Source organism: Flavobacterium sp. WC2421 (genome assembly GCF_040822115.1).
In the GTDB taxonomy this organism is placed as follows: Bacteria; Bacteroidota; Bacteroidia; order Flavobacteriales; family Flavobacteriaceae; genus Flavobacterium.
In genome coordinates this window covers 1,656,046-1,682,431 of the sequence record NZ_CP162004.1, presented here as the reverse complement: position 1 = coordinate 1,682,431, position 26,386 = coordinate 1,656,046, and the positions used below count along the sequence as shown (strand labels likewise).

Sequence of the window (26,386 nt, the reverse complement as noted above, 5' to 3'; positions counted from 1 at the left end):
TACAGATTAAACTATTTTTAATAGCCAATTTTTCAACTCTTACTTTTTATAAATTCTATATTTATTTAAGAAAAATATTTAATTTTTATACTGAGATAACGCGATTGTAGAATAATTTTTAATCATTGTTGTAGGTAATTTTTTCCATCTATAAAATAGCCTAGAAATAAATGCACTACCTAAAAATTTAAAAAACACCTTATTCTTTACAGCAACAATTAAACTGTTAGCGATTTTATTTTGTTCAAAATTGGAATCTATTGCAATCTTGTTGTTACTATCATGTGAGATTTCAGACATCCAATCTTCAAAAACATTCCCCATATGAAAGGCATAGTTATCATAGGTAGTTACCCTCCAATAATCATATTTCAAAGGCATGGTGTCGAGATACTCTTCGGAATTCCCTCCTAATTTAAAATGCAAATAGGATTTTATTTCCTGAAACATTTGCTTTTTATAAGTCGCTACAAAATGCCCCGAACCTACAAAAACAGTAGTATTATTCTTTTCTAAGCCTAAACTGTATTTCAAATAATCAGCATTATAACTTCTATCCCAACCAATACTATCATAAAAACGAATTAACCCTTCTGTTGATTTTATTGGGATAAATTGTAATTTTTTATTAAACAAATTATCAAAAATAACGGTACCGCACTTATTTTTAAACATATTAAATTGAGGAACAATACCCACAACCCCTGCTTTGGGTAATGCCCTAAAAACTTTTGTAGTTTCCAATTGCCAATTATCTAAAAACAATACATCAGCATCCGATATAGTCACCAGTTCTATATTATTCCCTGCTAGTCCTTTAAGAATAGCATTTAATTTTCCTATATTTTCTGTATGAATCAATTCATGGATTTTTCCATTGTTGTAAAGGCTGTCAAGATATTCAATAACCATTTTACCACTCCCATTATTGATAACCGTAATGTAAGTTTTATTATGAATCGTTTTCAAAAGCGATTGCAAGCACAATTTAAGGATTTTTAAACTGTCTTTAAAATATCCTTCCTGATTAGGTATATAAACTGGAATAATTACCTGATGAAGGAAGGTCGTTTGTTCTTGTGTTTTGTCTTTATGAGGATTATTACCTACTCGCATATATTAAATTATTATTTTTGAAACTATTAATCTGATCAAATTCGCAAATTCAATTTTCTGATCAGGATACAAATAATTCCCTTCTGCCCATTCATTCCAAACTTTAATAAATACTATTCTTTTTCACTTTTGTACGTTTAATTTTTTAGAACAATTACCTACATTTTCAAAAAACAACTGTGTCTTAGTTTCAACAATTACCTACCCTTTGTTTCCACTCCTTAGCTTATGATCCCAATTTGTACCACAGCTTGGAAAATAGTTAATTCCTTTTGATACACCTATGTAATCATTAGCTTCAACTATTTGAATATCAGCAAATATATTCCATAACTTATCTCTTATAATAATTAATTGTTATTTAATCTTTTAAAATAATTGTTTTTGACTTATTGTAAGAGTTATAAACTTGATTTCTCCAATCTTGTGAATCATTTGTTATATCTCCAAAATAGATAGTTCTAGGTTTACAAATCAATACTGGCACAATTAAAGTATCTATCGAACTATTCTGTATCATTTTATATCGACTTTTCAACTCCTTATTGTAATTATATGCCTTTCCACTAAACAAATCTGAATAAGCAGTTCTAATATTGTTTTCTTGACAGAACTGAATAAAAATGATAATAAACAGTAAATACTTAACCCCTCTTGAATAAGTTATAAAGTTTTTCTTGCTTTCTTTTAACTTAAAAAACACCCCCAAAATGAAGTAAATCAATCCAATTAGAAAATAGAAATATATTACGTTAATAGTTCTGGAAGGCGGGTTTAGTCCAGTACCCCAATAACCTGTAAAAAAACCAATAACAGGAATATTAAAAACGAAAAGAAACACAATAATAGGATTTACATTAAAAATTTTAGAAATTTTGATTTCAGTTTTTTCACCGAAATAGTCAAAGAATATAAAAGTGAGCACAATTATAAAAGGCAACCATATCCCTACATAACTTATGCCTGCTAAAATCGATTTATAAACAGCATAAGAAAAAAGATTCTTATTTGGAAAAACGGAAGCTCTTATTGCATTGCCCGGGGATTTAATTACTAAAATGGTAAAAACAGCTGCAAATATTAATAAAAATAATATTGAGAAATTAATTTTTTTTTGTTGAATTAATTTAAAAACAAAAACCACTCCGATTAGGTAGTTAATTAAAAGCATTGAAGCTTCATTTAAGCCAATGATTAAAAAAACAGTTATTATTGAAAGTATTAAATATTTTCTTTGGTTGATTTCTAATAATTTTATTAAAAAACTAAGAAAAAACAAAGTTAAAATACTAGAAAAAAAATAAGTAACCGAACCCGACAACCAATATAGTCCTTCAGATACTGATGGCATTTGCATTAAATACATTACCAATATAAAAAAAGTAAAAACAGTGAAATCTCTCTTTTTTAGATTTACTAATAATAATGAGCTTAGATAATAAAGTGCTAGAACTAGTAATATTAATAATAAAATAGGAACTAATTTATACAGTAAAAAAGAGTCAGAAACTAATGGTTTAATACTCAAAATTGCAGTAGCAAAATACCTGCCAGACCACTCATGGTACCAAAATAATTGTGCATCCCAAAACCCTAGGTCTCGGCTTTTGCAATTATAACCAAAATCGTCAGCTGTAGGATTTGCAAAAAATGAAAGGACTAAAAATGGTGAAATTGATAAAATTCCGATTGAAATTATAAAATTATCACTTTTGAATAATTTAGATGTTATGATTTGGATTAATTGTATAATCTTATTTTTAAATTGCATATCCTGTTTTGTTGGAGGTGATCGGATTTAAGAGCATAACATTTAGCTTTAAAACTCTATTGATTTTTTATTTTAAACTTAGTATTTATTAAAACAACACTTCTTTTAATTTATTTTTAAAAAAATCGTCCTTAAAGTAATCTCCAAAAGGAAATACAGTCTCATTAGTATCCAATGCTTTGACAATAAGCGCTTCTAATTTACTTGTAACATCTTCCTTATCGTAACTTTTGGCGATATAATTTTCATTTTTAATAATATTGCGCAATTCACAAAAATCGGGTAATAGTGCTAATACTGGTTTTTCAAGAGAAGCTACAAAAGGAGCCTTCCCTAGTAATATATTACTGTAATCAAAAGTACTTTCTAAAAGTACCACAATATCTGCTTCATAAATTTGTTCATTAGCTGAATTGGAAAAGTCCAATCCATCTAAAACGTGTACTGAATCAAAATTTTTATATTTTTCTTTTATTCTTTTGTTATCCGAGCTTTTCAAACGAAGCACCAGTTCTGTTTGCTCAAACAAATCACTATTAGCGGAAATCAAGTCAACATAGGCATCAATTAAAATATCAATATTACGTCCATAATGCAACCCTCCATGATAAGAAATCGAAATTGGCTTTTGTTTTTTACGAACATGGGACATATCAGTCAAGTCAAATACCGAATTATCATATTGATGTGGTACGGTGTAAAACTTTTTTTGGTTCCCATAAATAAGCTGTAAATCTTTTGAAAGTAGTTTTGATGGTGTTAGGCAGGCGAAGGTTTTTATTACAATACCATACATTTCATAAAAATCTATAAGATGTTTTTTTGTTAAGGGCTTTGGACAACTCGTATCAAAAAAAAACGGATATGGATCATGAAAATTAATAATTGATTTGGAAAGAATAGGTAGATTTTTCAATCCCAAAATAGTTTCATATTCTAAGCCTGAACTTCTAACAAAAATCAAATCGTAGTCTTCATATTTTATCTTGGAAATATATTTTTTATACTGATTAATTACAAAAGACTTATATAAAGACTTTATAAAAACCCTTCGATAAATCGCATTACTAATTTTTAGTACTAAAGATGGTTTTCTATTAATCAAATATTCAGAAATACTATTTACTGGTAATAATTCTTGATTATACTCATGGGAATAAGACATAAAATAATGCAAGTCTATCGCTGCATCAGGATATGCCTTTTTTAGTTTCCCTATAAAGGAACGCGAAACAATCCCTTCGCTTGTCCCTGAAACTCTTAAATCTTGTGCAATTACTAAAAAGTTCATTGTAAATATTATTTTTTAACTTTCTTCCAAATTCCATAAAAGTACAATCGCAATGGTAAATGAAGATAAAATATTCTCCATTTCAATTCTTCTAATTTAGGTAATGCTAAGGTATTTATAATTCTTTCAAACAAGTTATACTCTTTGTATTGCAAAGACACTTGAATAAAATATCGGATTATCTCCGCGGACAACATTTTCTTGTTTTTTAAATTGGCAATTACCAACTCAATAGCATCAGTATAAGATGCTAAACTGCTTAAATTTCTATTTCCAAAATCTCCGGTAACAGAAACATTATGTTTTCTTCCATAATAAAGAATTTTATTAATAGATATTCCTCTTTTTACCAAAGTTATGATGCGTGCATAAACTTCCCATTCTTCTGCGTACTTTAAGTGCTCTGTATACCTATGATTTTCGTAACATTCCTTTGTCCACATCACAGCACAAGAGTTAAATTGCAGTTCGTTTTTTAATATTTTATTGATATCACTACTATCGATATAAAAGGAAGTATATTCTTTTGAGTAATCATAATTATAAACAAAATCGCCAGTAAAACCAACCCTAATATATCTGCAAAAAGTGATGTCTTTAGTTGATAATTCATGAACACACAACTCTAAGTTTTGTGGATGGGCAATATCATCATCATCAAAAAAAATGATATAATCTCCTTTTGCAAGATCTAAACCATAATTTCTGCTTCCTGGTAATCCTTTTTGATACTTTGAAGTCCTAAAAAGATATTGAAACCTTGGATCTTCGTTTAAGGTAGGCGCTAACACTTCTGCAGTATTATCAGTCCCACCATCATCAATAATAAGACATTCCCAATCTTGATAGGTTTGTGCTTGGATCGATTGTATCGATTCTAATATATATTCTGACCTGTTATAGGTCGCCATTATTATGGATACTTTTGGATACATTATTTCTTAAAAAATGAATATTTAATTAAAGTTTTGATTGCTTTTTTATCCAAAAAGAGACCGTGTTTTTTTACAATATAAAAAGACTTAGAGAGATTGGTTTGCAATCCCTGATCTAGTGTCATTATATAAATTATTTTATCTAAAAATATTTTTTCAATTGCATTTTTGTTTTGAAAATTTCCATTCATAGAAAGGTTTTTTTTGAATAAATTAATAACCCTTTCATTTTTTACAATCCATTCAAATGGCATTTTTTGATAGTTTAAGGATTTGGATAAGAATTCCCTAATAATCAAATGATCCTTTTCCATAAATGCATTTGAAAAGCTATCATACATTTTAATCACACTTTCATTCCAAATTTCTTTCTTTTCATCATTAAAAGCGATTTGATGTGTTAAACTGCTATCATGTTTTCTATACTGATACAATTTTTTTCTAAGTTGATAAAAACGACTATGTGAAATAGCCCTCAGCCAAAAATCATAATCTTCAACCAAAAAACAATTTTCATTGTACCCTTTATTTCTTTCAAAAACATCTTTTTTGTATAGAAAACAGTTCCCAATGTAATTTCGAAAGATTATATTTTCAAAATCTAAAAAAACGAAATCCCTAACTTTTTGTCCGTTGTGATCAATTATCTCCATGTCTCCATATGCAATATCAACGTTCTCTTCTAAAAGAGTTTTTAGTAATAATTCAATAGCATTAACTTCATATATATTATCATCGCTAGTCCAGGTTAAAAATTCTCCTTTAGCTTTGTTATGACCAATGTTTAAACCTTCTGGCAAGTTTTTTTTTTTGAAATTAGTGATAATTGTGATTCTGCTATCTCTGGATGCATAGTTTCTAATAATTTCTAAACTATTATCCGTTGAGATATCATAAACTATAATTAATTCGATATTTTGATACGATTGATTTAAGCAGCTTTCGATAGATTCTTCCAAGAATTTTTCCCCATTGTAAACAGGGAGGATAATTGAAACAAGGGGAGCGTTCTTTAATTTATTTTCTAGCATATTTCATAATATTGTATCCTTTTTTAAAATGGCTGCCTAAAAATAGTGCAACTAAAAAAGAGCACCCTTTTTTAACAGATTGATATTTACAAATTAGTTTAAAAGCCTCCTTTTTGTAGGGCAGTGTTGTTCGTGTCAGAGCTAAATCAAAAGAAATACGCATATAGCCTGATAAAAACCAACGGATGAGTGCTTTATTATCATAGACTATTAAATCACTTGCTGTTTGATATTTTAAAGTAGCTAATATTGACATGTAATTGATATTATTTTGTTTGTTTTTGAAAGAAATGGAATCAATATGCATTCTTCTATGCGTTAAAATTTGATTTACAAATACTCCTTTGACCTCATTCTGCAATACTTTTATAAAAAAATTATACTCATCTCCATCAGTAATATTTTCATTGAACTTCACAGAATCAACAATTTTTCGTCTACCCAAAAAATCATCCGTTATCCAGCCAATTCTTATATGCGCAAGGTTTTCAGCAGTGATACTCTCTTTAGATCGATCAAAAGTATAGGGTTTCCCCAAAAGCTCATGAGAATGATGATCAAAATTTATAGTATCTGTAACTACAAAATCCAAATCATTTTCAATTAATGTTTGATATGCAATGTTTAAATGATCTGGGAGCATGATGTCATCACTATCAAACCATTTTACAATTGGGGCTATGGATTTTGTAAATCCAAAATTACGGCACGTATTAGCTCCTTTTCTTAATTCATTTGGCCTTTTGTAGATTTTAAAACGAGAGTCTTTTTTTTTATATAATTCCATGACTTCAAAAGAGTCGTCGGAGCTATGATCATCTACAAGAATACATTCCCAATCCGTAAAAGATTGCTCAATGATACTATCTAAAGTATAGGATAGCAAATGTTCCCTATTATATACTGGGATAATAATAGCAATTTTAGGTACTGTGAGCATTTTTATTTAAATGGATTAAAAGTCGTCTTACAAATTTAATGGATTGAATAAAATATAAATTAATAAACAACAGTGTAAAAACTCGAATAAAAAAATAAAAATTCACTTTATTGATTTTATAAATAAATTGTTCATAAACCAGCAAGAGTTCTTTTCGTTGAAACCGCTTAAATTTTAGAATATGTTTAAATATAATAAAGTTATAAAAGGCTAAAGTAGATTGATTTTTTTCTTTAATCCTAAAGTTACTTCTTGAAATATTTTCATCACTTAGTCTAAAACATACGTGAGCCGAATTTATGGAATAGATATATTTAAATTCCGAAAACTCAAGCCAAGCTCTATCATCAGAATGCCACGCCAAATTATAATCAAAAAAACCATAGCGAAGATACATACTTTTTCTAAAAACATATTCAGACAAAGAGCTACGTGTAGCATTAGTCATTCGTCTATACATAAAATCCGTTGATTTTTCAAGTACAGGATGGGCATACAAACCAGATTTTTTTTGCAGCTCCATTTGTTTTACTATTGTTGCAAAACGAATTACATTACAATCAGCACCATCAATTTTAGGTAAGTATTTGTAAAAATCAGCAATGCAATTAGCACTCAGCGTATCATCATCGCAGAGTAGCATAATCCATTCCTCTTTTTCCGTCATAGCTAAGCAACGATCCCATTGCTTGACAAGAGATTTGCCACCCAAATTGTTTTCAAATTTAAGATACCTAAAATCTATTTTTTCTTTGTATTGGTAGAGTAAAGGCAATGGATCTTCAGGACTCGAATCATTGCCAATATAAACTTGAAACCGTTTATCTGTTTGATCAGCAAGTGAGGCGAGAGTAGCTTCAAAAAAAGTAAGTTTATAGTACGGAATTACAATGGCCAACATTTTTTATTAAATTTAGATACTAATTGGTTTTAAAAATTTTATTGATCCTATTTTACAGCAATGAAATAATCTATAATCATTATTTTCTGCACAACAGAGCATTAAACATTTTCTATACAATTAAATATTTTTTTTGCCATATTATCAGAAGTAAATTCTGAAAAATTAATCTTATTTAGACCACCATCCTTATTTCTCAAGATACTGTCATTATAATATAAAATCAGTTTCTCAGCCATTGTTACAACATCAAGGTAAGGCACGATAAAACCACCGCCCTCGAATAAAATTTCTGCTGTTCCTGTCGCTTTTTCAAAACAAATAATAGGAACTCCCATTTTCCCAACTTCGATACAAACTAACGGAAAAGGATCTTCTCTTGATGTCATCAAAAAAACATCAAAGTTTTTATAATAATTTTCGGGTGCACTTTGTTCTCCAACAAAAAAAACAGTGTCTGTCAAATTTGCTTTTTCTAAATCGGCTTCTATACTGATTCTTTGTCCATTATAAACTTGCCCTACCCAGGTAAATTTGATTTTTATTTTTGGGTATCGTGTTTTTATATAATTAGCAACTTGCACAAACAAATCGTCTCCTTTTCTAGGATTAACCAATCCCGATGCACCTACTTCGAAAACCTTACTATTGTCTTCTTTCTTAAAAACCTCCTTATCAGAAAAAGCATAAACAAGATGATTTTTTAATGGATTTACCTTCCAATCAGTGTTTAAATGTTCCATAACCAATTTAGATACCGATATAAAGGAATCTATATGAGGAATGTGTTCTTTAAAATTAGGTAAATATGCCTTAATTGCCGTATTTAATTCATGAATGTGCACAATCAATTTTGGGTTATTGGTGCACTGCTTTTTTAAAAATGTAGCAAATGAAACAGAGGCAATGGTATTGGCATAAATGATATCATATTGCTGATTGGCAATGTTTTTTAAATACCTATTTTTCCTAGTTTTCCTTTTATTTGTTTTCTGTAACAAATAAGAAAATACTCTATTGAAGAATGACTTCTTAATCAATATATCACTATAGTTATAACAAACGGTAGCTACTTCCTTAAAATCATCCTTTAAATCCCCCCCTTCCAAGAAAACAATGTGAATCTCAATATTTTTGTTTTCTTTTTTCAACCATTTTAAGAACAATAATAATACATAAGGTGCCCCTGTTCTGGTGGCATTATTTGATATAAATAGTATTTTTTTCAATTTATCAAACTTATATTTAATTTTTAGATAATATTTTATTCAACCTCAATTCTAGATTTTTCCTGAATTTGTATTCCCTAATAAATACCTTCAAAATTGAAATTAAGAGAAGGAATCCTTTAATTTTTTCTTGATTTCTGATTAAATAAAATGCTCTTTCATATTTTAAGTCATTAGAAATCTGCTTATTTATATTTAAAATACCTTTTAAATTACTAGGTTTTTCAGATACTAAAAATTCTTTCATTTTCTTTCTTACATTGATATCGACTCCATTATATGCTAAAAACTTCCCCGTCTTATGTGCAATTGCGATAACGCTTTGAGAATGGTACCGGTAGTAATTAAATGCAGTACTATAAAATGCGACCTTTTTATTAGTGATTAATTTCATATAAAATAACCAATCACCACAATATTTTAAGAAGTTTTCTGTTTCCAAAACCTCCATGGAAAAAGCTGCAGATTTTCTAAATAAAACGCCACTAGCATTAGGAATTACATTTCTATATATCAAGAACCGCTCTACAAAATCGTTGCCATCCATTGTAAAATCACTCAAAAACAAATTTTTATCCAGACTATCTGTGTGATTTAACCAATCTCCAGTAATAGCATTAAACTCATCAATTCTCTTTGATTGACAGTAAGACAATACTATTTCAGCATCTTGAATTAATGGTCGAATTAATTCTTCCAAAAAATTTAATTCACATAAATCATCTGATTCAGCAATCCAAATAAAATCTCCTTTTGCTAAAGAAATTCCTTTATTCCATTGTATAAATGTATTTCCTGAATTGGTTTCATTAAAAATACAGTGGCTAACTTTATTATCTTTAGCATATTCTAACAGTATTTGTTGACTTGAATCGGTACTACAATCATCTAATAAAACAACTTCAAAATTAAGATAGGTTTGGTTGAAAACACTATCTAAACGTTGTTGCAAATATTTATCATGGTTATAGTTAGGAACAATTATAGAAACTAGTGGTAATTTTTCTACCATAACCTTTTTTTTCCTCTTTTTAATAATTCAGTTAAGAGTTGTTTAGAAGTTTTCATATTAATTGTTTCTAAACGAATATTTTCTCTTTCTTTCAACAAAGAAGTATAAATAAGAGTATTTACTTTAGGACAAGTATTTAGCAAACATAATTTTTCAAAATCAATTTGATTACCATAAGCTTCTAAAAATAAAGCAATTCTACTTAGTAATATATTTGTAATCATATCAGAAAATTTAGACGTACTAACTAACAAAGCATGGGTATAGGCAGTATTAAAATCTTTAAGATAAGCTGATCGACTACTCCAAATCCCAACTCCTTCCCTATAGACGCTCATTTTTTCTTCTAAATATTTAAACCTACCACTTTCTGCAAGTAACATATATAAAAAAAAGTCACCAATAGGAGACAACATAAACTCAACGGGAAACTGCTTAATTATATTTCTAAAAACTACTGAGGGAGTATGAATATAATTACCCAAAAGCGCAAGATCCTCAATCGCCTCATGATTTTTTGGAACTTCCGTTATAAAATCTTCTGTTACAATACCACTTGTCTTTAAAATATCAACTGGATGAAAGCACAGTACATATTCATTATTATTATCCAAAAAATCAACTTGTTTTTGAAGTTTTAGTGGGTCTGTCCAATAGTCATCTCCTTCAAAATAGGCAATATATTTTGATTGTGGTGTTGCCAGCAAGTCCATCCAATTTTTTGCAGGTCCCACATTTTTTTCTTGCAAAATTAATTTTATAAAATCGGGATATTTACTCTTATACTCTAAAACAATCTCTCTTGTTCTATCTGTTGAACAATCATCAGCAATAATTAATTCCCATTCAAAATCTACTTCTTGCATCAACACTCCCTCTATAGCTTGAAGAATATAATTTTCATGATTATATGTAATTAAACATACTGAAAGCAATGGTGTATTCATAATTTACTTTGTCATTTAATACGAAAACACAATTTACATAATTTTGAAAATCACTTTTATCTGTGTTTAGAAAATAATCTTTGGTACTTTAAAATATCGATTAAGGATTTATTTCTCAAAAAAAATTCGCACAAAGACTTATTTTAATTTTGATGTTATTTAAATTTTTGTCTTAAAAAACCAATACCAAGTATTGATAATATAAGTTTTATCCAAATATTTAATTTTATTTTTTCAACAAAAACAGTGAAACTGCAATATTTAAAAGTATCTAATATTAAAATATTTTTTAGTAATTTAATGGTATCTGAATATTTTTTAGCAACAAAAGCTTGATTAATCAAACCTCTATTCGTATTACAAATTGTATGGGACAGCCACTTTGTATTTAAATTATTTCTATTAACAAACTCTTTTCTACACAAATAAGAATCGTTTATTGCCAAAATATATTTATCTACTCCTTTTGGATGGCTTGCACTACCTTCTACAATTCGATACACTGTAGTCACTTCATTCAAAAAATAGATCTCAGATCGATAGACCGATTCTAGTAAAATTCTGGTGTCTCCAATTACTTTGGTTTCAAGTTCAACTCTAATAACATCAATAACATTAAATAAAACCTCAGTTCTAAATACTGAGGCTGAGAGATCAATAAATTTACTTTTTAACATTAAAGGAATAACTTCCAATGGTTCTTTTGCAAATCTAGGAGCAATTTCAATAAAATCTCCAGTAGTTTGATCGAAATGTTGTACGTTAGTATAAACCAAACCAATATTTTTATTTGCTTCGAGAATATCAACTTGTTTTTGAAGTTTCAAGGGATCTATCCAATAATCATCTCCTTCAAAATAAGCAATGTATTTTGATTTTGGAGTCGCTATTAAATCTAAAAAATTTTTAGCGGGACCAACATTTTTTTCCTGCAAAATTAACTTGATAAAACGGGGATGTTTTTCCTTATATTCTAATACGATTGCTCTTGTTGTATCTGTTGAACAATCTTCAGCAATAATCAATTCCCATTCAAAGTCTACCTTCTGCATCAAGACACCTTCAATAGCCTGACGAATGTAATTTTCATGATTATAGGTAATTAAACATACCGAAAGTAGTGGCGTTTTCATAAATTACTCCCCTTTTTCGCACATTAAGAAAATACTGGAGCATAAATCAGGATAGTGTTGTCCCAATTGGTAACAACCTTCAAGATATTCATTAGAAATAATATCTGTTTGCAATAATCTGTCCCATTGAAAATTAGCCAGTGCTTTAAAGAAAATTCCTGATCGATATACTACTTTGAGACCAGCAGCTTTAGCATCACGTTCCAAGGTGTCTAAAGTATAAGTAATATGATGTCCATGTTCTGCTTCCGCTGACGTTATAGCTGCATTGTGAGTGATTAACCCCATTTTTACAGCAATTTGACGAGATGGAGCGTTTGCATTTGGGCAAACTAGAAAAAAACGTCCATTATCTGATAACCATTCGTCATTAATCCGTTTTAAAACGGCAATTGGATCATTAATATGTTCTAAAACATGGGTTAGCACTATATTATCATATTTTGTTGGAAGCATTACCGTTTCAAAAAGCGAATTTACTACCTTAACTTTATCTCCAAATTCAGCCTTAGCGATTGCTACAGCATCATCAGAGGCTTCTACACAGGTGATATCGTCAAAATAAGGCAAAAATTTCCTGGTAAAATCTCCTTTAAAACTCCCCAATTCTAAAAGATTTCCTTCTTTAAAAAAAGGAATAAAGGATTTTAGCATAAAAGGATGCATGACATCAAAATCAAAATTATAGGCATATTTATGGTTTGCAGTATCTTTTAGTTCTTGGTTATAATCTCTTTGAATATTCATACTATTGTTTTTAATTCTAAATTCCATAAAAAGAGCTTCTTTCTCTTCATGCTCTATTTCGAAATCGTGTTTTTTATATAATGCGATAACATTATTATTTTTAGAATGCACTTCTAATATAATCTTTGTGAAATCATTATTTTGAGCATATTCTTTTGTCATTTTAATCAATTGACTTGCAATACCTTTATTATTATAGTTTTCTAGTACACTCACATTAGTTATATACCCTTTTTTAGCTTGACTATCATTAAAATAAACTGCAATAAAACCAACTAATTTTTTTTCATGCCAAGCTTCAAATGTTTGCGATTTTTCATGAATTTTTTGAGAATATTCTTGAAGATTAACTTTATCACTTAATGGCGGTAAAAACAAATAATTACACTTTTCTAAATGTAAATGTAAATCTTTTTGAGATGCGTTTTTAATTTTGTAATCGATCACAATCATTTCTTCTATAAAGTTGTTACTCTAATTCTGCAATTCCAAACCCATATTTTCCAAATTCATTTCCATTGTATAATAAATAAACTTTAGAATTGCACTCAAAGAGATGCGGATAGCACATCATATCCGAATCCCAATCATCGGCTGTTGTAGTTATCCCAGAATTATCATCATCACGGATCCAATGTTTCAAATCATCAGAATAAGCATAGCCAAGTTTATAACTTCTTTTTGGATTTTTTCTAAAATCTGTTGCTTCCCGATAACAAAAATACATATGATAACGAGTACCTATTTTTATAACGGTAGGCAACGCTTGACATTCATTCGCGTTTAATTTATCTGAAACTATTTGAATCCCTTCTTCTTTACTCCATTGCATTCCATCTTTGGAAGTAGCATGAGCAATTTTGTATACTCTAGCCTCTGGTTCCATTTCTGTGGCTACCATCCATTTTACCCCAAAAATATACCACATATGGTAGACCTCATCGTATTTTTGAACAAACGCATCACCTACTAAAATGGGTTCTTTTAAAGAAGAACTCACTAAAGGTCCATTACCGTATTTCTTGAAAGTGACCCCATCGTCTTCGCTAATTGCCAATCCAATGGAAGTTTCTACTGAAACACTCACTCTACGATTCCAACCACAAGTGTAAGCAAGAATTCTATTTTCTTCTTTTAGCAGATTTATAGGAAAAATTCCGTGTTCATCGAAAGTTCCTAGTTCACCTAAGGCAATTATTTCTTGTGACGAGGAGCTAAGGATACTTTTAAAGCTTTTATCGATGTCAATAAATGAAATAAAGCTTAAATATTTTCCAGTTGCTTCATCTTCTCTTCGAGTTGAAAAATAAATTCGAACAAAGTTTTCAAACACGACTGTTTGTGGTGATTGCGCAAATTCTTTACAACCATTGGCTAAATTATATAGCGTAGGGTCAAACAGTTTTCCATTTTTAATCCACTTCATTTTCATAAACTACTCTACTTCTAATTTCGCAACCCCAAAACCATATTTACCAACTCCGTTTCCTAAATAAAACATATAAATTTCGCCACCTAATTCAAAAACATGTGGATAACTTATCATTTCAGAATCCCAGCCTTCTTTGGAAACATCAATTCCTACTTTTGAATCATCTCTTTCCCAATTAACTAAATCATCTGAAAAAGCATATCCTATTCGATAACCATTTTCTTTCCCTCTATAATTAGTTCCATATCGATAACAAAAAAACATATGATATTTTCCATTTAAGAAAATAACATCCGGGCTAGCTTGAGCTTCATTTTCTTCAATTTTATCAGGAATCAAATCCTTATTTAATTTATCCCAATAAATTCCATCTATTGAAGTTGCCATTCTGATTTTATATACAGGTTCGGGTTTTCCATTATCAAGAATCCACTTTCTACCGGCAATATAAAACAGATACCAACAATTATTAAACTTTCTGATTTTTGGTCCACTTAAAATAAATGGTTCTTCAGGTGAATAGGACAGAATAGGACCTTCTCCTAGTTTTTTAAATGTTTTCCCATTATCATCACTAATTCCCAATCCAATAGCAACATTGAAAGGGACTGATTCACACCGTGTCCATCCTCCATAATAAACTTTGTACATTCCTTCATCTTCAATAACAGATGCGGGATAGGTTCCAAATTCATCAAAAGAACCAAGTTCCCCTAATTTTAGAATAGGCTCTTCGCTCATGCCTATAATTTCAAAAAGATTGTTTCGATTTAAATCTACATAGGCAGAATAACTAACATATTGTCCATTTTTATCTGGTTTTGGTCGACATGAAAAGTAGACCCTTACATAGTTCTCAAATAAAATTACAGACGGAGCTTGAGCAAACTGACTCATCCACTCTGGTGTAATAATTTGGCTTGGGTCAAAAACTTTTCCCAACTTATTCCATTTAAACATTCTATTTATATTTGTTTCTGTGAAATTATAAAAGTGTGTATTGATTTAAATATCCCTGTACTTTTTCCCTTGAATTAAAAAACAAAACATCAATTATAGAAAGCCAAGGTATGAAATCATTGTCAAACTGTTGATAATCTATATTGTTAGATTTAATGAAATTCAGTTGTACATCATTTTTATTAAAAGTATCTTTTGAATAAAGTTCAGTTCCACCAATTGGATTTATATAATCAGTTGCAGACAGTTCTTTACAAATAGCAATAACTTTGTCTTGTGATTTTAAGGAATGATCAATTTTAATTGAAGATGAGACAATAAATTCGGTTTTTATCTCTAAATATTCAGTAATTATTTTTAAAGAATGAAAAACAAAATCAAAAAGATTCTCTTCATTAGTGTTGAAAATAGTTTTAATTAAAGGAAACACCTCGTCATATTGTGGTGCTTTTTTATATAATTCAGTAATTTTTGAGATTATTTTAGTTTTATCTTTTGAGTATGAATCTGCTATTTTTCTTTGATTGACATGTAAAAAATCGGAGTTTTTTTTTAATGGTAACGTAAAATAGTTATCTTTCCCGTTCACTAAAATTCTATTTCTATTGATCCAGCCCTTTTTTGTAAATTCAATATTATCATAAATGACAAATACATCTACGGCATTGATTAACTGAAAATACCCAATATAAGGCAAAAAATAAGGTTGCATTATGGCTACTTTCATTGAATGACACTATTTAAAATACCAACTATAGTTTTCAATTCAACATTTGATAGTCCCACATACAAGGGTAAACATAAAATTCTACTGGCAATACTTTCTGAAATTGGCATCGATTGCCCTTTAGTATATTCAATTGTATTCAATGATGGATAAAAATAACGCCTGGGAAAAATTTGGTTATCATTTAACTCTTTTTGAGTTTTTAATAATTTTTCTTCACTTTCAAAAATTACTGGATAATAGCTATAATTCCAATGGGTATTTTCTCTTATTTTTAAGCCTTGTAGTTTTGAAAAATCAATATGTTGCTTGTAATAATCGACGACTATTTTTCTTTCTGCCAGTATGGTTTCCATATAAGGTAAAACTGCCAATCCCATTGCGGCTTGTAATTCTGAAATTTTACCATTTATTCCCACGCCATAATAATCTAAAGGACCTAAATGTCCAAAAGTATGACTATAAAACAATTTGTCCTTTAACACCTCATCATTAGTAAACATAGCACCACCTTCACCAGTATGAAATAATTTAGTAGCATGAAAGCTACAAGTACTTACATCACCATAATCGAACAATGACTTCTCTTTGTAAGTTACTCCAAAACAATGTGCGGCATCGTAAATTACCTTAAGGCTATGCTTTCTTGCAATCGCTTCAATCACTTCCACATGACAAGGATTTCCAAAAACATGCGTAGCTAAAATTGCTGTTGTTTTATCAGTTATCGCCGCCTCTATTTTGGTTTCGTCGATTGTTAAATACTCTGGATGAATATCCACAAAAACAGGAGTGCAATTTTGCCAAACTATCGCTGCAGTCGTGGCTACATAAGAAAAAGGTGTGGTGATGATTTCGCCTTGTTTCCCCAATAATTTCAAGGCAATTTGTAAAGGTACTGTTCCATTATTAGTTACTATTATATTAGATACCGCTAAATGCTTTTTGAGTTTCTCTTCCAGTTCCAAAACCAATCCGCCCCGATTGGTCAACCATTGATTGTCCCAAGCGCGTTGTACCTGCTTGTTGTATTCTGCTATGGGTGGCAAAAAAGTTTTGGTTACGTTTATCATTATATTATTGCTTGGGAATCAATAAATCCTTCCTTTTTTACAAACACTAATTCAACTAGCCACAAAACCTGTGGTTGCAAGGGTCTGTTTATATCCGTGATATCAAATAACCGGTAATTCTTTTCATCCATAAAATTAATTAGTTTAAGAAAACTATTATCAAATAATTTATTTACCACTCCTGCTTCAACCATAAATATCTCGGTTTTCCCAAAAAAATTACTGGCTCCTTTCAAAACTTCGATATCCAATCCTTCGGCATCAATCTTGATTATATCTGGTATCGGCAATTCGCTACTTGATAATAATCCATTCAGCGTAACTACTGGGATTTCTATTTGTTCAAATCCTGCCGCTTTGGCTTCTTCTGAAGTGTATCTAAAAGAACAACTGTCATCTCTATCAACAATCGTAAATTGAAAAGATCCTTCTTGTTCTCCGGCACCCACAGGATGAAACTGTACTTTAGGATTGGTTTCCAAAATATCCTGAAAAGACTTTTTAAGCCAATGTTGGGGTTCCAATAAAGTATAATAGGCATCCGGAAAATGCTGCAAGGTTTCCCTGGTCCAGGTTCCATGATTCGCGCCAATATCAACAATATGTTTTGGGTAAAAATTGAATTTTTTTAATGTATCATAAAAATTAAACAATAAATAATCCTTGCTATTAGTGTTCAAAACAGGATTATGAGTTTTCACTTTACTTACAGTGTATCCCAGTTTATTAAATATTCTTTTTAACGCCTTTTTCATATTTATTTATTAATCTATCAACCAATCAAATTTTGGTTTAATAAAACCTGGTTCTTTTCCCATCCACGATCCTATTTCCCTTTCTCCTTCTTGAACATTAAACGACATAATATCTTTTTCGACAAATAGGGTTGTTTGGGAATTTTCAATTATATAAAGTGATAAATAATAAGAACCTATATTTAAGAAACCTTCAGGCAATGTACATTTAATTTTATTTAAACCCTGATTTAATTTTAGTTTGTTGTTGACATGCGAAAAAGTAAATAATGAATCCCCCATTTCGTTATTCAAAACAAATGTCACATGTAATTTGCTATCAATATCTTTCAAAGTGAATACCGTATTAATTTCAATTTTTTGGTATTCATCTAATACATCATCCGAAGATTTGCCAATCGGATTCAAACTAATTTCATGCAGCCTAAACTCTTTTTTATCGTATTCTGATGAAAATGTCTTTTTGTTTTGAGATTCTGAATCACCGCTTAGATAGAAACTTACAGCATTTTCTATTTTACCATCAAATTTTACGTTGCCATTCTCCAACACAATTCCCCTTGTGCACAAACTTTTGACCGCCGCCATATTATGACTCACAAACAAAACAGTCCTTCCTCCTTCTCTGGAAATATCCTGCATTTTACCAATCGCTTTTTTTTGGAACTCCGCATCTCCTACGGCCAAAACCTCATCAATAATCAAAATATCAGGCTCAAGAAATGCAGCCACAGCAAAAGCCAAACGTACATACATACCGCTACTGTAACGCTTAACGGGGGTGTCAATATACCGCTCACATCCTGAGAAATCGATTATTTCATCAATCTTAGCAGTAATTTCTTTTTTTGTCATTCCTAGAATGGCACCGTTCAGAAATATATTTTCACGACCCGTCATTTCACCGTTAAATCCGGTTCCCACTTCTAGTAAAGAAGCCACACGACCCCCAAACTTAATACTTCCCGTGGTAGGAGCAGTAACCCTGGACAATATCTTTAATAAGGTTGATTTCCCTGCCCCATTTTTCCCAATAATACCTAAAATTTCACCACGCTCTACTTCAAAATTAATATTCTGCAAAGCCCAAACATAATCGCTCTCCCCTTTAGTAGAACGATCATTAGTATCACCAATTTTTAAATAAGGGTTTTCTTTACCGCGTACCTGATGCCACCATCTATTTAAATCGTGAGCCATAGTACCAGTACCCACTTGACCTAAGCGATATTGCTTAGATATATTCTCGGCTTTTAATATAATATCTTTCATTTTTTTTAGTGAGAAGTGAATCGTGAATAGTGAATCGTAAGTAGTGAATGGTGAATCGTAAAAATGGGTTGTTAGTATAGCTAACTCCTACTATTCACCTTTCACTTAAATCTATTCACTTCTCACTCCTTACTTCTCATAATTTTTTATTTAAATAATTCTTAAATCCAATCAAAAGTTTCTTAACCTCCATAAGTTGCAATTCAAAAGTATCCTCTTTTGTAATAAATTCTAATCGAATCGCAATTAAATATTGAGTTTCTAACTCTGAAAGTGACCCAATGGAAATATACAGAAACTGTATGAACTCCTTATCGCCTTTTCGCGCTGCTCCTTCGGCAATATTTGATGGAATCGATACCGAAGCCCTTCTCATTTGACTCGTTAAACCATACTTTTCAGTGTCAGGAAACAGCTTTGTAATTTGATAGACTTTAACTACCAAATCCATACTCCTCTTCCAAACATCCAAATCTTTATGATCCATATCTTTATTTTTTTTTGAGTGGTGATCGTGAATTGTGAGTAGATTGGTTGACAAAAGAAACAAATCTTTTCACTCCTCCACTATTCACTCCTCACTATTCACTTCTCACTATTCACTTCTCACTCCTCACTTCTCACTCCTCACTTCTCACTCCTCACTCCTCACTCCTCACTCCTCACTATCTAAACCGTATCAATAAAACTCTTCTCCGTCTTATTAAATATCAAAACTCCTACTAAAAAAACAACTACAGTTACCACAAACGTATAACCCAATCCCCAAATGGAAATATGTCCTACATTCAATAACATATAACGGGTAGTTTCAATTATATAAGCCAGTGGATTATATTGAACGAGCCAAGCATACGCTGGCATTTTTGCTACAACCAATTCCATAGGATAAACTACCGCTGATACATACATCAGTAATTGTACCCCAAAACCAATTAAGTAGCTAAAATCTCTGTATTTAGTTACTAAAGAGGAAATAAACATACCTAATCCTAAACCCAAAATACCCATTACTATAATTAATATTGGAAACAAAAGACTTAACCCATTTAAGCTTATAGCCGCTCCTTGGAAATAATAGTATATATAAAAAGCGATAAATATTAAAAATTGAATTCCAAATTTCAACAAATTAGAGATTACAATGGACATGGGAACAATGATTCGAGGGAAATACACTTTCCCAAAAATTCCTGCATTAGCACCAAAAGTGTTCGAAGTCCCTGTAAGACAAGCGGTAAAATAATTCCAAACCGTAATACCTGCTAAATTGAACAGAAAAGGAGGTACGGTACCCGTATCAATCCCCGCCAAATTGTTAAAAATAATGGTAAACGTAATCGAAGTAAACAACGGTTGTATTAAATACCAAAGTGGCCCTAAAACGGTTTGCTTGTACACCGTAACCACATCTCTTTTTACAAAAAGCAGCAGCAAATCGCGGTACTGCCATACTTCCTTAAGATTGAGCGTGAAGAACTTGTTTTTTGGTGTTATTTCAAACAGCCAAGTGGTATTTGTATTTTCTGGATGATTCATTAGTGTATACTAAATCGTAGTTTTGGGTTTTGTCTTATCAAACGCGGTCGAGAGATGGAACAAATATAAATAATATCTAATTGGTATATCCTTAAAAACAGCATCTTATCTTATTTATTTCCGAATAACATTTGCATCAAAATGACTGTGAAAAATTATAATAAATGCAAAAAACGAAACTTCCAGACGCGCTCCGCGGCTCTAACTGACAGTATGAGTCAAGGCTCATTTAGCAGTAAGAGTGGTTTTTTTACGAATATACTATTCCTTTATAAATAATAGCAATAATTAACAAATTAAAGAAAACTTTCATAAATCAGAAATGATTTTTCCCTTTTTTCAACCTGATCTTTCATCTCTGTAGCTGGTCTCTAAAAACCCGTTATAATGATTACATAAAACAACAATTACATTATATTTTACGGACACCTTAACAATTCAGAGAACGACTATTTTTAATGGTTTTATACGAAAGGAAAAATCCAAATTTTCGACTCACTTTTAGGGCTTGGGCAAAACGAAAATTTAAAAATCTAAAAGATTTACTACTGTTATATTTCTTTATCTGTAAATAAAAACTACACATTAATTTTGTCAGCACAGTAAACGGAAATAACTATGCAAGGGCGAAGGGAAAAACAGGCATAACAGCCAAAGAATTTAAAAACAACCCCATTTTCGACAGGATACGAAATCAGGGGCAAGAGTTTGGAGGCTGTGCAAAAAAATCAGTTGTATTTTGTCAACGGGCATCCTGTTTCTATGAACGGGCAAAATAGGGAAGCTTTGCTGGTAGGGCAAACAAACTACTGTTCGAAATTCTACAAGAAGACACGACCCAACCACAGGGAAAAAGAACGCTGGCGGAAGGATTAAAAACAACAAATGGAAAGGATTTTTTATTACTTTTTGAAAGCAACAGTCTGAGACCACTGCAGAAAGTCCTAAAAACAAAAGAACAATGGGATCTAAGCAATCAAACAATTACGCTGTCTAAATTTAAGGCGAAGAAACATTTAGACTGGCCTGAAGAGGCTACACATGCACATTTGACTATGGCTACAGCCAATTGGAATTTTGAGAACGACACACACGACACCTGTTACAGCGAAGAATGGATTCTGGATAAAGAATCCGTAAAACAAAACATAATAATATCAACTAATAAACCAAAAGGAAATGATGTACACCTAACGTTTCTATTCATCGGATTTTCGAAAATAGAACGAAAAAAACACAAAATGCTGCACCGAAAAAACAACACCTCCACAATAATAGCACACTATAATCCCACAGCCTGATGACAATTGGGCTACAACTCATTACGCAAGGAACAGAGTGTACTGCTAACTGAATACTAATTACTGATCACTGTTTACTGATCACTGTTTACTAATCACTGTTTACTGATCACTGAACACTGAATACTGATCACTATTTACTGAACACTGAAAACTGAAAACTGAATACTGATCACTGCCCCCTTGAACACTGATTAATTTTTTCTACATTTGCAGAATGCTTACAATTTTCAAATCAAAACCCGCACTTAAGGACTTAATTCCGGACAATCATGTCGATATCCACTCCCATCTTTTACCTGGTATTGATGACGGGGCTCGAACATTTGAGGACAGCTTACGATTAACGAAAGCACTTCAAGGATTTGGCGTTACAGAGTTCATAACTACACCACATATCATCCAACATGTTTGGGACAATACCCATGACCAGATTATTGCAAATAAAAAGGAGACGGTGGCCGAACTGAAAAAAAATAATATTCATTTGCCTTTTAAAGCGGCAGCAGAATATTTAATGGACGACCAGTTTGTGCGTCTTTTTCAATCCCATGAACTATTGACATTGAAAGATAATTATGTATTAGTAGAGATGTCCTACATTAATGCACCCATCCAATTGTACGCGATCCTTTTTGATTTACAGGTGGCGGGATACATTCCTGTACTAGCACATCCTGAACGCTATTTATTTTATCATAATAATTTCAACGAATACCTAAAACTAAAAAGAGCAGGCTGTTTGTTTCAGCTCAATTTATTATCGACAGTAGGATATTATGGTAACGAAATCGCTAAAATCAGTGATCAATTACTCCAAAAAGGAATGTATTCCTATGTGGGTTCTGATGTACATCATAACAATCACATTGCTTCTTTTGACTTTAAAGTAAAAATAAAAGATACCACTCCGCTAAAAGAAATAATAGCCAACAATCAGTTTTTTAAAATACAATAAACAGTATTGTCCACGTTCTAATGCACATCTAAGACTTCATAACTAGAATTCATGCTCTTAAACTCGGGTACAATTTCTTTCATTTTTGAAACCATCGCCTCATTGTCAAAAAAATTGGCAATTTGAATTAGTTCTTCAATATCAGTATGCAACGTTTCATATTCATCTTGAATCTCTTCTGCAATCATAATTTTATTATGGTAAGTAGGAATCGTTTTTGAAGTATCGTTTAATAATTCCTCATATAATTTTTCTCCAGGTCGTAGCCCTACTACTTTTATCATGATGTCTTTGTCAGGAATAAAACCTGCCAACTTGATCATTTTTTTTGCCAAATCAATAATCTTGACGGGTTTCCCCATATCAAAAATATAAATTTCCCCTCCATTCCCCATAGCCCCCGCTTCAAGTACAAGTTGACATGCCTCAGGAATAGTCATAAAATATCGAATAATATCAGGATGCGTTATCGTTACAGGACCACCACTCGCAATTTGCTTAGTAAACAAAGGAACTACTGACCCATTCGAACCTAAAACATTTCCAAAACGAGTAGTGATAAATTTAGTAGCCTTTACTGTCTTTTCTTTTTGACTTTTTAACTGAAGGGATTGCACGTATTTTTCAGCAATTCTTTTACTAGCTCCCATTACATTACTTGGGTTTACTGCTTTATCAGTAGACACCATAACGAATTTTTTGACTTGATATTCACAAGATAAATCGGCCAAGATTTTTGTACCAACTATATTAGTGAGAATAGCTTGAGATGGATTTTCTTCCATCAATGGAACATGTTTATAAGCTGCAGCATGAAAGACGACTTGAGGTCCATACTGCTTAAAAACATTGTTCATAGATTCTTTATTTCTAACGTCAGCTACTATGGTAATTATTTTAGACTTAAATACATTTTCATTCATCTCTAGAAACAAATGATGTAAAGGTGTTTCTGCTTGATCTAAAACGAGTACTGTTCTTGGATTAAAGAGTAATACTTGCCTAACAATTTCACTACCAATGGATCCTGCTGCTCCAGTAATTAATATGGTCTTATCTTTGAGTTGCTTGGATATGGATTTACTATCTAAGACAATAGGTTTTCTTTCCAATAAATCTTCAATTTGTAAATTCTTTACTTTTTGAGAAATTTCTTTTTGATTCTCCCAATCGGTAATTAATGGTACCATATATACCCTATAATTAAATTCCAGGCACTGATCTACAATTACCAATCGCTCTTCTTTTGACAAGCTTTTATCTGCTATTACTACTCCTTCGGCGCCAATGGAACGCATTAAAATAGGCAACTTTTTCTTTTGAATGAAAATAGGCAAATCCAGCATTCTTTTGGATGAATTCTGATTATTCTTATCTACAAATCCGACTATTTTAAAACGGGCTGGCGTTTCTAATTTTAATGCTTTGGCTACTGATATCGCATTAGCATCTGTACCGTAAATAATAGTTCTTGATAAGTTAACATCACTAGTCTCCGAAAAATAACGCTCAAAAGTTTGTTTTACAATAACACGATATAAAAATAGTCCACAAAAAGAAAGTACCATATTGATAAAGAGCGCCGTATTTAAAAAAGCTTTTTGTCCAAATAGTACCTCAAAAGCAAAATTCAAAACAAGAAACACGATCAGCACGGCCATTTGTGAAAACAGCAATTTTACAGCATCAATATAAGAAGAATGCCTAATTATTCCCGAATAGGTTCTAAACAACCAAAAAAAGAAAATATTAACCCCAAATAAAGATGATATAAAAACAACACTATGAGGCGTTATGATGTAATCTAATCCTGTTCCTCTAAAAATCAAATAGGTAAAGAAAAAAGAGATCATAAGAACTACAAAATCCATCATTACAATGATCCACCTTGGCAAATAACTTAAATTATGAATATTAAATCGCAGATTTTCTCGAGAGAAAAAATGAGATATAAATGATGTTGAACCTGATTTTGTATTATTACTCAAAATAAAAATATTTTTTTTTAGACTAATGCTATATAATATATCAAAAATAAGACATAATGAATCGAAAAAAAAATGATACAATTCATTATAATTACGTATATATAAATGACCAAAAGTGAATTATAATAAATAATTCAACCTTTCATTTTACTAACTTACCGATTAAATAAATTAATTAGTACTGATTTAATCCTAGAACGATCCTCTTCAGAAAGTGCGCTGCCAGAAGGCAGGCAAAGTCCATTATAAAAAAGTGTTTCGGAAACGTTTTTTCCATAATATGAAAAGTTAGAAAAAACAGGTTGTAAATGCATCGGTTTCCACAAAAGTCGGGATTCTATATTTTCTTCTTCAAGACTTACTCTAATATTTTCATTGGTGATTCCATTGGTTTTTTCGGAATCAACTAGTATTGTACTCAACCAATAATTAGAATAATAATCCGTATTTGGAACTGTATAAACGGTAACACCTTTTATATTCTTGAATAGAGCTACATAAAATTCATGCATTTTTCTTCGCGACTCTAAATGGCTTTCCAGTACTTCCATTTGTCCCCTGCCAATTCCTGCCAGAACATTACTCATTCTATAATTATATCCTACTTCGCAATGTTGATAATATGGCGTATTCTCTTTGGCTTGAGTAGCCAAAAAAAGGGCTCTATCTTTAAGTTCTTTTGTTTTTGTAACCACTGCACCACCTCCAGAAGTGGTAATAATTTTACTCCCGTTAAATGACAATACACTTACATCTCCAAAAGTGCCACAACGTTTTCCTTTATAACTGCTTCCTAAAGCTTCCGCACTATCTTCAAGAATAGGTATTCCGTACTTAGTTGCTACTGCTCTAATTTCATCTGTTTTATAAGGTACACCATAAAGTGTAACGGCTATAATTGCTTTAGGAGTTTTCCCTTTAGCGATTCGGTCAATAATAGCTTCTTCCAGAGCAATCGGGCATAAATTCCAAGTATCCTCCTCACTATCGATAAAAACAGGTATTGCTCCTTGGTATAAAATAGGATTTGCTGAAGCTGTAAATGTAAAACTTTGACAAAGGACTTCATCTCCCGCTTTAACTCCTAATAAAATTAATCCCAAATGAATAGCCGCAGTTCCTGAAGTTAATGTGGTCACATATCCTGAGCCTAAATAATTTTCCAAATTAGCTTCGAAAACATCAATATTAGCACCCATAGGAGCGATCCAATTCGTAGCGAAAGCTTCCTGAATGTATTTTTGTTCGCTTCCTCCCATATGTGGTGGAGAAAGCCAAATTTTGTTTTTAATCATTTTATGATTAATAAGATTCACACAAAAACTATA

Annotated in this window: 25 protein-coding genes; 2 read left to right on the top strand and 23 right to left on the bottom strand. The window is 31.1% G+C overall.

All coding sequences use genetic code 11. From position 1 onward, the window contains the following. Positions 1–78: 78 nt before the first annotated feature. The 21 genes from AB3G33_RS07150 to AB3G33_RS07050 all read right to left on the bottom strand — a co-directional run bounded on the left by AB3G33_RS07150 (position 79) and on the right by AB3G33_RS07050 (position 20,811). Positions 79–1,116 (bottom strand): glycosyltransferase family A protein, encoded by a 1,038-nt coding sequence (locus AB3G33_RS07150; protein ID WP_367773704.1) that lies wholly within the window; start codon positions 1,114–1,116, stop codon positions 79–81. Positions 1,117–1,119: 3 nt separating this feature from the next. After that, positions 1,120–1,224 (bottom strand): glycoside hydrolase family 99-like domain-containing protein, encoded by a 105-nt coding sequence (locus tag AB3G33_RS07145; protein ID WP_367774109.1) that lies wholly within the window; start codon positions 1,222–1,224, stop codon positions 1,120–1,122. 253 nt (positions 1,225–1,477) lie between these two features. After that, positions 1,478–2,887 (bottom strand): DUF6056 family protein, encoded by a 1,410-nt coding sequence (locus AB3G33_RS07140; RefSeq protein WP_367773702.1) that lies wholly within the window; start codon positions 2,885–2,887, stop codon positions 1,478–1,480. A gap of 88 nt (positions 2,888–2,975) precedes the next feature. Then, the gene (locus tag AB3G33_RS07135; RefSeq protein WP_367773699.1) at positions 2,976–4,178 is read right to left on the bottom strand and encodes a hypothetical protein; all 1,203 of its coding nucleotides are present in this window, start codon (positions 4,176–4,178) and stop codon (positions 2,976–2,978) included. Positions 4,179–4,186: 8 nt separating this feature from the next. Then, positions 4,187–5,089: a glycosyltransferase family 2 protein gene (locus tag AB3G33_RS07130; RefSeq protein ID WP_367773698.1), complete on the bottom strand. Its 903-nt coding sequence runs from the start codon at positions 5,087–5,089 to the stop codon at positions 4,187–4,189. A gap of 23 nt (positions 5,090–5,112) precedes the next feature. Beyond that, positions 5,113–6,144 (bottom strand): glycosyltransferase family 2 protein, encoded by a 1,032-nt coding sequence (locus tag AB3G33_RS07125; protein WP_367773695.1) that lies wholly within the window; start codon positions 6,142–6,144, stop codon positions 5,113–5,115. Beyond that, on the bottom strand, positions 6,131–7,084 hold the full coding sequence (locus tag AB3G33_RS07120) for a glycosyltransferase family 2 protein (RefSeq protein ID WP_367773692.1): 954 nt from the start codon (positions 7,082–7,084) through the stop codon (positions 6,131–6,133). Before AB3G33_RS07120 ends, AB3G33_RS07125 begins: the two co-directional genes overlap by 14 nt. Beyond that, complete coding sequence (locus AB3G33_RS07115) at positions 7,068–7,985, bottom strand: glycosyltransferase family A protein (protein ID WP_367773689.1); 918 nt, start codon at positions 7,983–7,985, stop codon at positions 7,068–7,070. Before AB3G33_RS07115 ends, AB3G33_RS07120 begins: the two co-directional genes overlap by 17 nt. 101 nt (positions 7,986–8,086) lie before the next feature. Next, a complete protein-coding gene (locus AB3G33_RS07110; RefSeq protein ID WP_367773687.1) occupies positions 8,087–9,214 on the bottom strand; it encodes a glycosyltransferase family 4 protein in 1,128 nt (375 codons plus the stop codon). Between the two features lie 16 nt (positions 9,215–9,230). Continuing rightward, on the bottom strand, positions 9,231–10,226 hold the full coding sequence (locus AB3G33_RS07105; protein ID WP_367773685.1) for a glycosyltransferase family 2 protein: 996 nt from the start codon (positions 10,224–10,226) through the stop codon (positions 9,231–9,233). Beyond that, positions 10,220–11,173: a glycosyltransferase family 2 protein gene (locus AB3G33_RS07100; RefSeq protein ID WP_367773683.1), complete on the bottom strand. Its 954-nt coding sequence runs from the start codon at positions 11,171–11,173 to the stop codon at positions 10,220–10,222. The genes AB3G33_RS07105 and AB3G33_RS07100 overlap by 7 nt, the downstream gene beginning before the upstream one ends. A gap of 155 nt (positions 11,174–11,328) precedes the next feature. After that, the gene (locus AB3G33_RS07095; protein ID WP_367773681.1) at positions 11,329–12,306 is read right to left on the bottom strand and encodes a glycosyltransferase; all 978 of its coding nucleotides are present in this window, start codon (positions 12,304–12,306) and stop codon (positions 11,329–11,331) included. Positions 12,307–12,309: 3 nt separating this feature from the next. Next, entirely contained in the window at positions 12,310–13,506 is a 1,197-nt protein-coding gene (locus AB3G33_RS07090) for a GNAT family N-acetyltransferase (RefSeq protein ID WP_367773678.1), read from the bottom strand. Between the two features lie 16 nt (positions 13,507–13,522). After that, positions 13,523–14,479 (bottom strand): hypothetical protein, encoded by a 957-nt coding sequence (locus tag AB3G33_RS07085; RefSeq protein ID WP_367773677.1) that lies wholly within the window; start codon positions 14,477–14,479, stop codon positions 13,523–13,525. Between the two features lie 9 nt (positions 14,480–14,488). Next, positions 14,489–15,445, bottom strand: coding sequence for a hypothetical protein (locus tag AB3G33_RS07080; RefSeq protein WP_367773675.1), 957 nt, complete (start codon positions 15,443–15,445; stop codon positions 14,489–14,491). Between the two features lie 25 nt (positions 15,446–15,470). Next, positions 15,471–16,172 carry a WbqC family protein gene (locus AB3G33_RS07075; protein ID WP_367773672.1) on the bottom strand — a complete coding sequence of 234 codons (702 nt, stop codon included), beginning with the start codon at positions 16,170–16,172 and terminating at the stop codon, positions 15,471–15,473. Beyond that, the gene (locus AB3G33_RS07070) at positions 16,169–17,245 is read right to left on the bottom strand and encodes a DegT/DnrJ/EryC1/StrS family aminotransferase (RefSeq protein ID WP_367773670.1); all 1,077 of its coding nucleotides are present in this window, start codon (positions 17,243–17,245) and stop codon (positions 16,169–16,171) included. Before AB3G33_RS07070 ends, AB3G33_RS07075 begins: the two co-directional genes overlap by 4 nt. After that, on the bottom strand, positions 17,245–18,000 hold the full coding sequence (locus AB3G33_RS07065; protein ID WP_367773668.1) for an FkbM family methyltransferase: 756 nt from the start codon (positions 17,998–18,000) through the stop codon (positions 17,245–17,247). The genes AB3G33_RS07070 and AB3G33_RS07065 overlap by 1 nt, the downstream gene beginning before the upstream one ends. 9 nt (positions 18,001–18,009) lie before the next feature. Beyond that, positions 18,010–19,272, bottom strand: coding sequence for a polysaccharide ABC transporter ATP-binding protein (locus AB3G33_RS07060; RefSeq protein ID WP_367773666.1), 1,263 nt, complete (start codon positions 19,270–19,272; stop codon positions 18,010–18,012). A 136-nt stretch (positions 19,273–19,408) separates the two neighbouring features. Further along, positions 19,409–19,759 (bottom strand): four helix bundle protein, encoded by a 351-nt coding sequence (locus AB3G33_RS07055; RefSeq protein WP_367773664.1) that lies wholly within the window; start codon positions 19,757–19,759, stop codon positions 19,409–19,411. A 182-nt stretch (positions 19,760–19,941) separates the two neighbouring features. Continuing rightward, a complete protein-coding gene (locus tag AB3G33_RS07050) occupies positions 19,942–20,811 on the bottom strand; it encodes an ABC transporter permease (RefSeq protein ID WP_367773661.1) in 870 nt (289 codons plus the stop codon). A gap of 1,055 nt (positions 20,812–21,866) precedes the next feature. Here AB3G33_RS07050 and AB3G33_RS07045 point away from each other — a divergent pair. Together AB3G33_RS07045 and AB3G33_RS07040 are read left to right on the top strand one after the other, a co-directional pair. Continuing rightward, positions 21,867–22,112, top strand: a complete 246-nt coding sequence (locus AB3G33_RS07045; protein ID WP_367773660.1) for a hypothetical protein — start codon at positions 21,867–21,869, stop codon at positions 22,110–22,112. Positions 22,113–22,329: 217 nt separating this feature from the next. After that, entirely contained in the window at positions 22,330–23,070 is a 741-nt protein-coding gene (locus AB3G33_RS07040; protein WP_367773659.1) for a tyrosine-protein phosphatase, read from the top strand. A gap of 17 nt (positions 23,071–23,087) precedes the next feature. Here the strand turns inward: AB3G33_RS07040 and AB3G33_RS07035 are convergent, their stop codons facing one another. Then, positions 23,088–25,058 (bottom strand): polysaccharide biosynthesis protein, encoded by a 1,971-nt coding sequence (locus tag AB3G33_RS07035; RefSeq protein ID WP_367773658.1) that lies wholly within the window; start codon positions 25,056–25,058, stop codon positions 23,088–23,090. Between the two features lie 155 nt (positions 25,059–25,213). Continuing rightward, the gene (locus tag AB3G33_RS07030; RefSeq protein WP_367773657.1) at positions 25,214–26,353 is read right to left on the bottom strand and encodes a DegT/DnrJ/EryC1/StrS family aminotransferase; all 1,140 of its coding nucleotides are present in this window, start codon (positions 26,351–26,353) and stop codon (positions 25,214–25,216) included. Between the last annotated feature and the right edge of the window lie 33 nt (positions 26,354–26,386).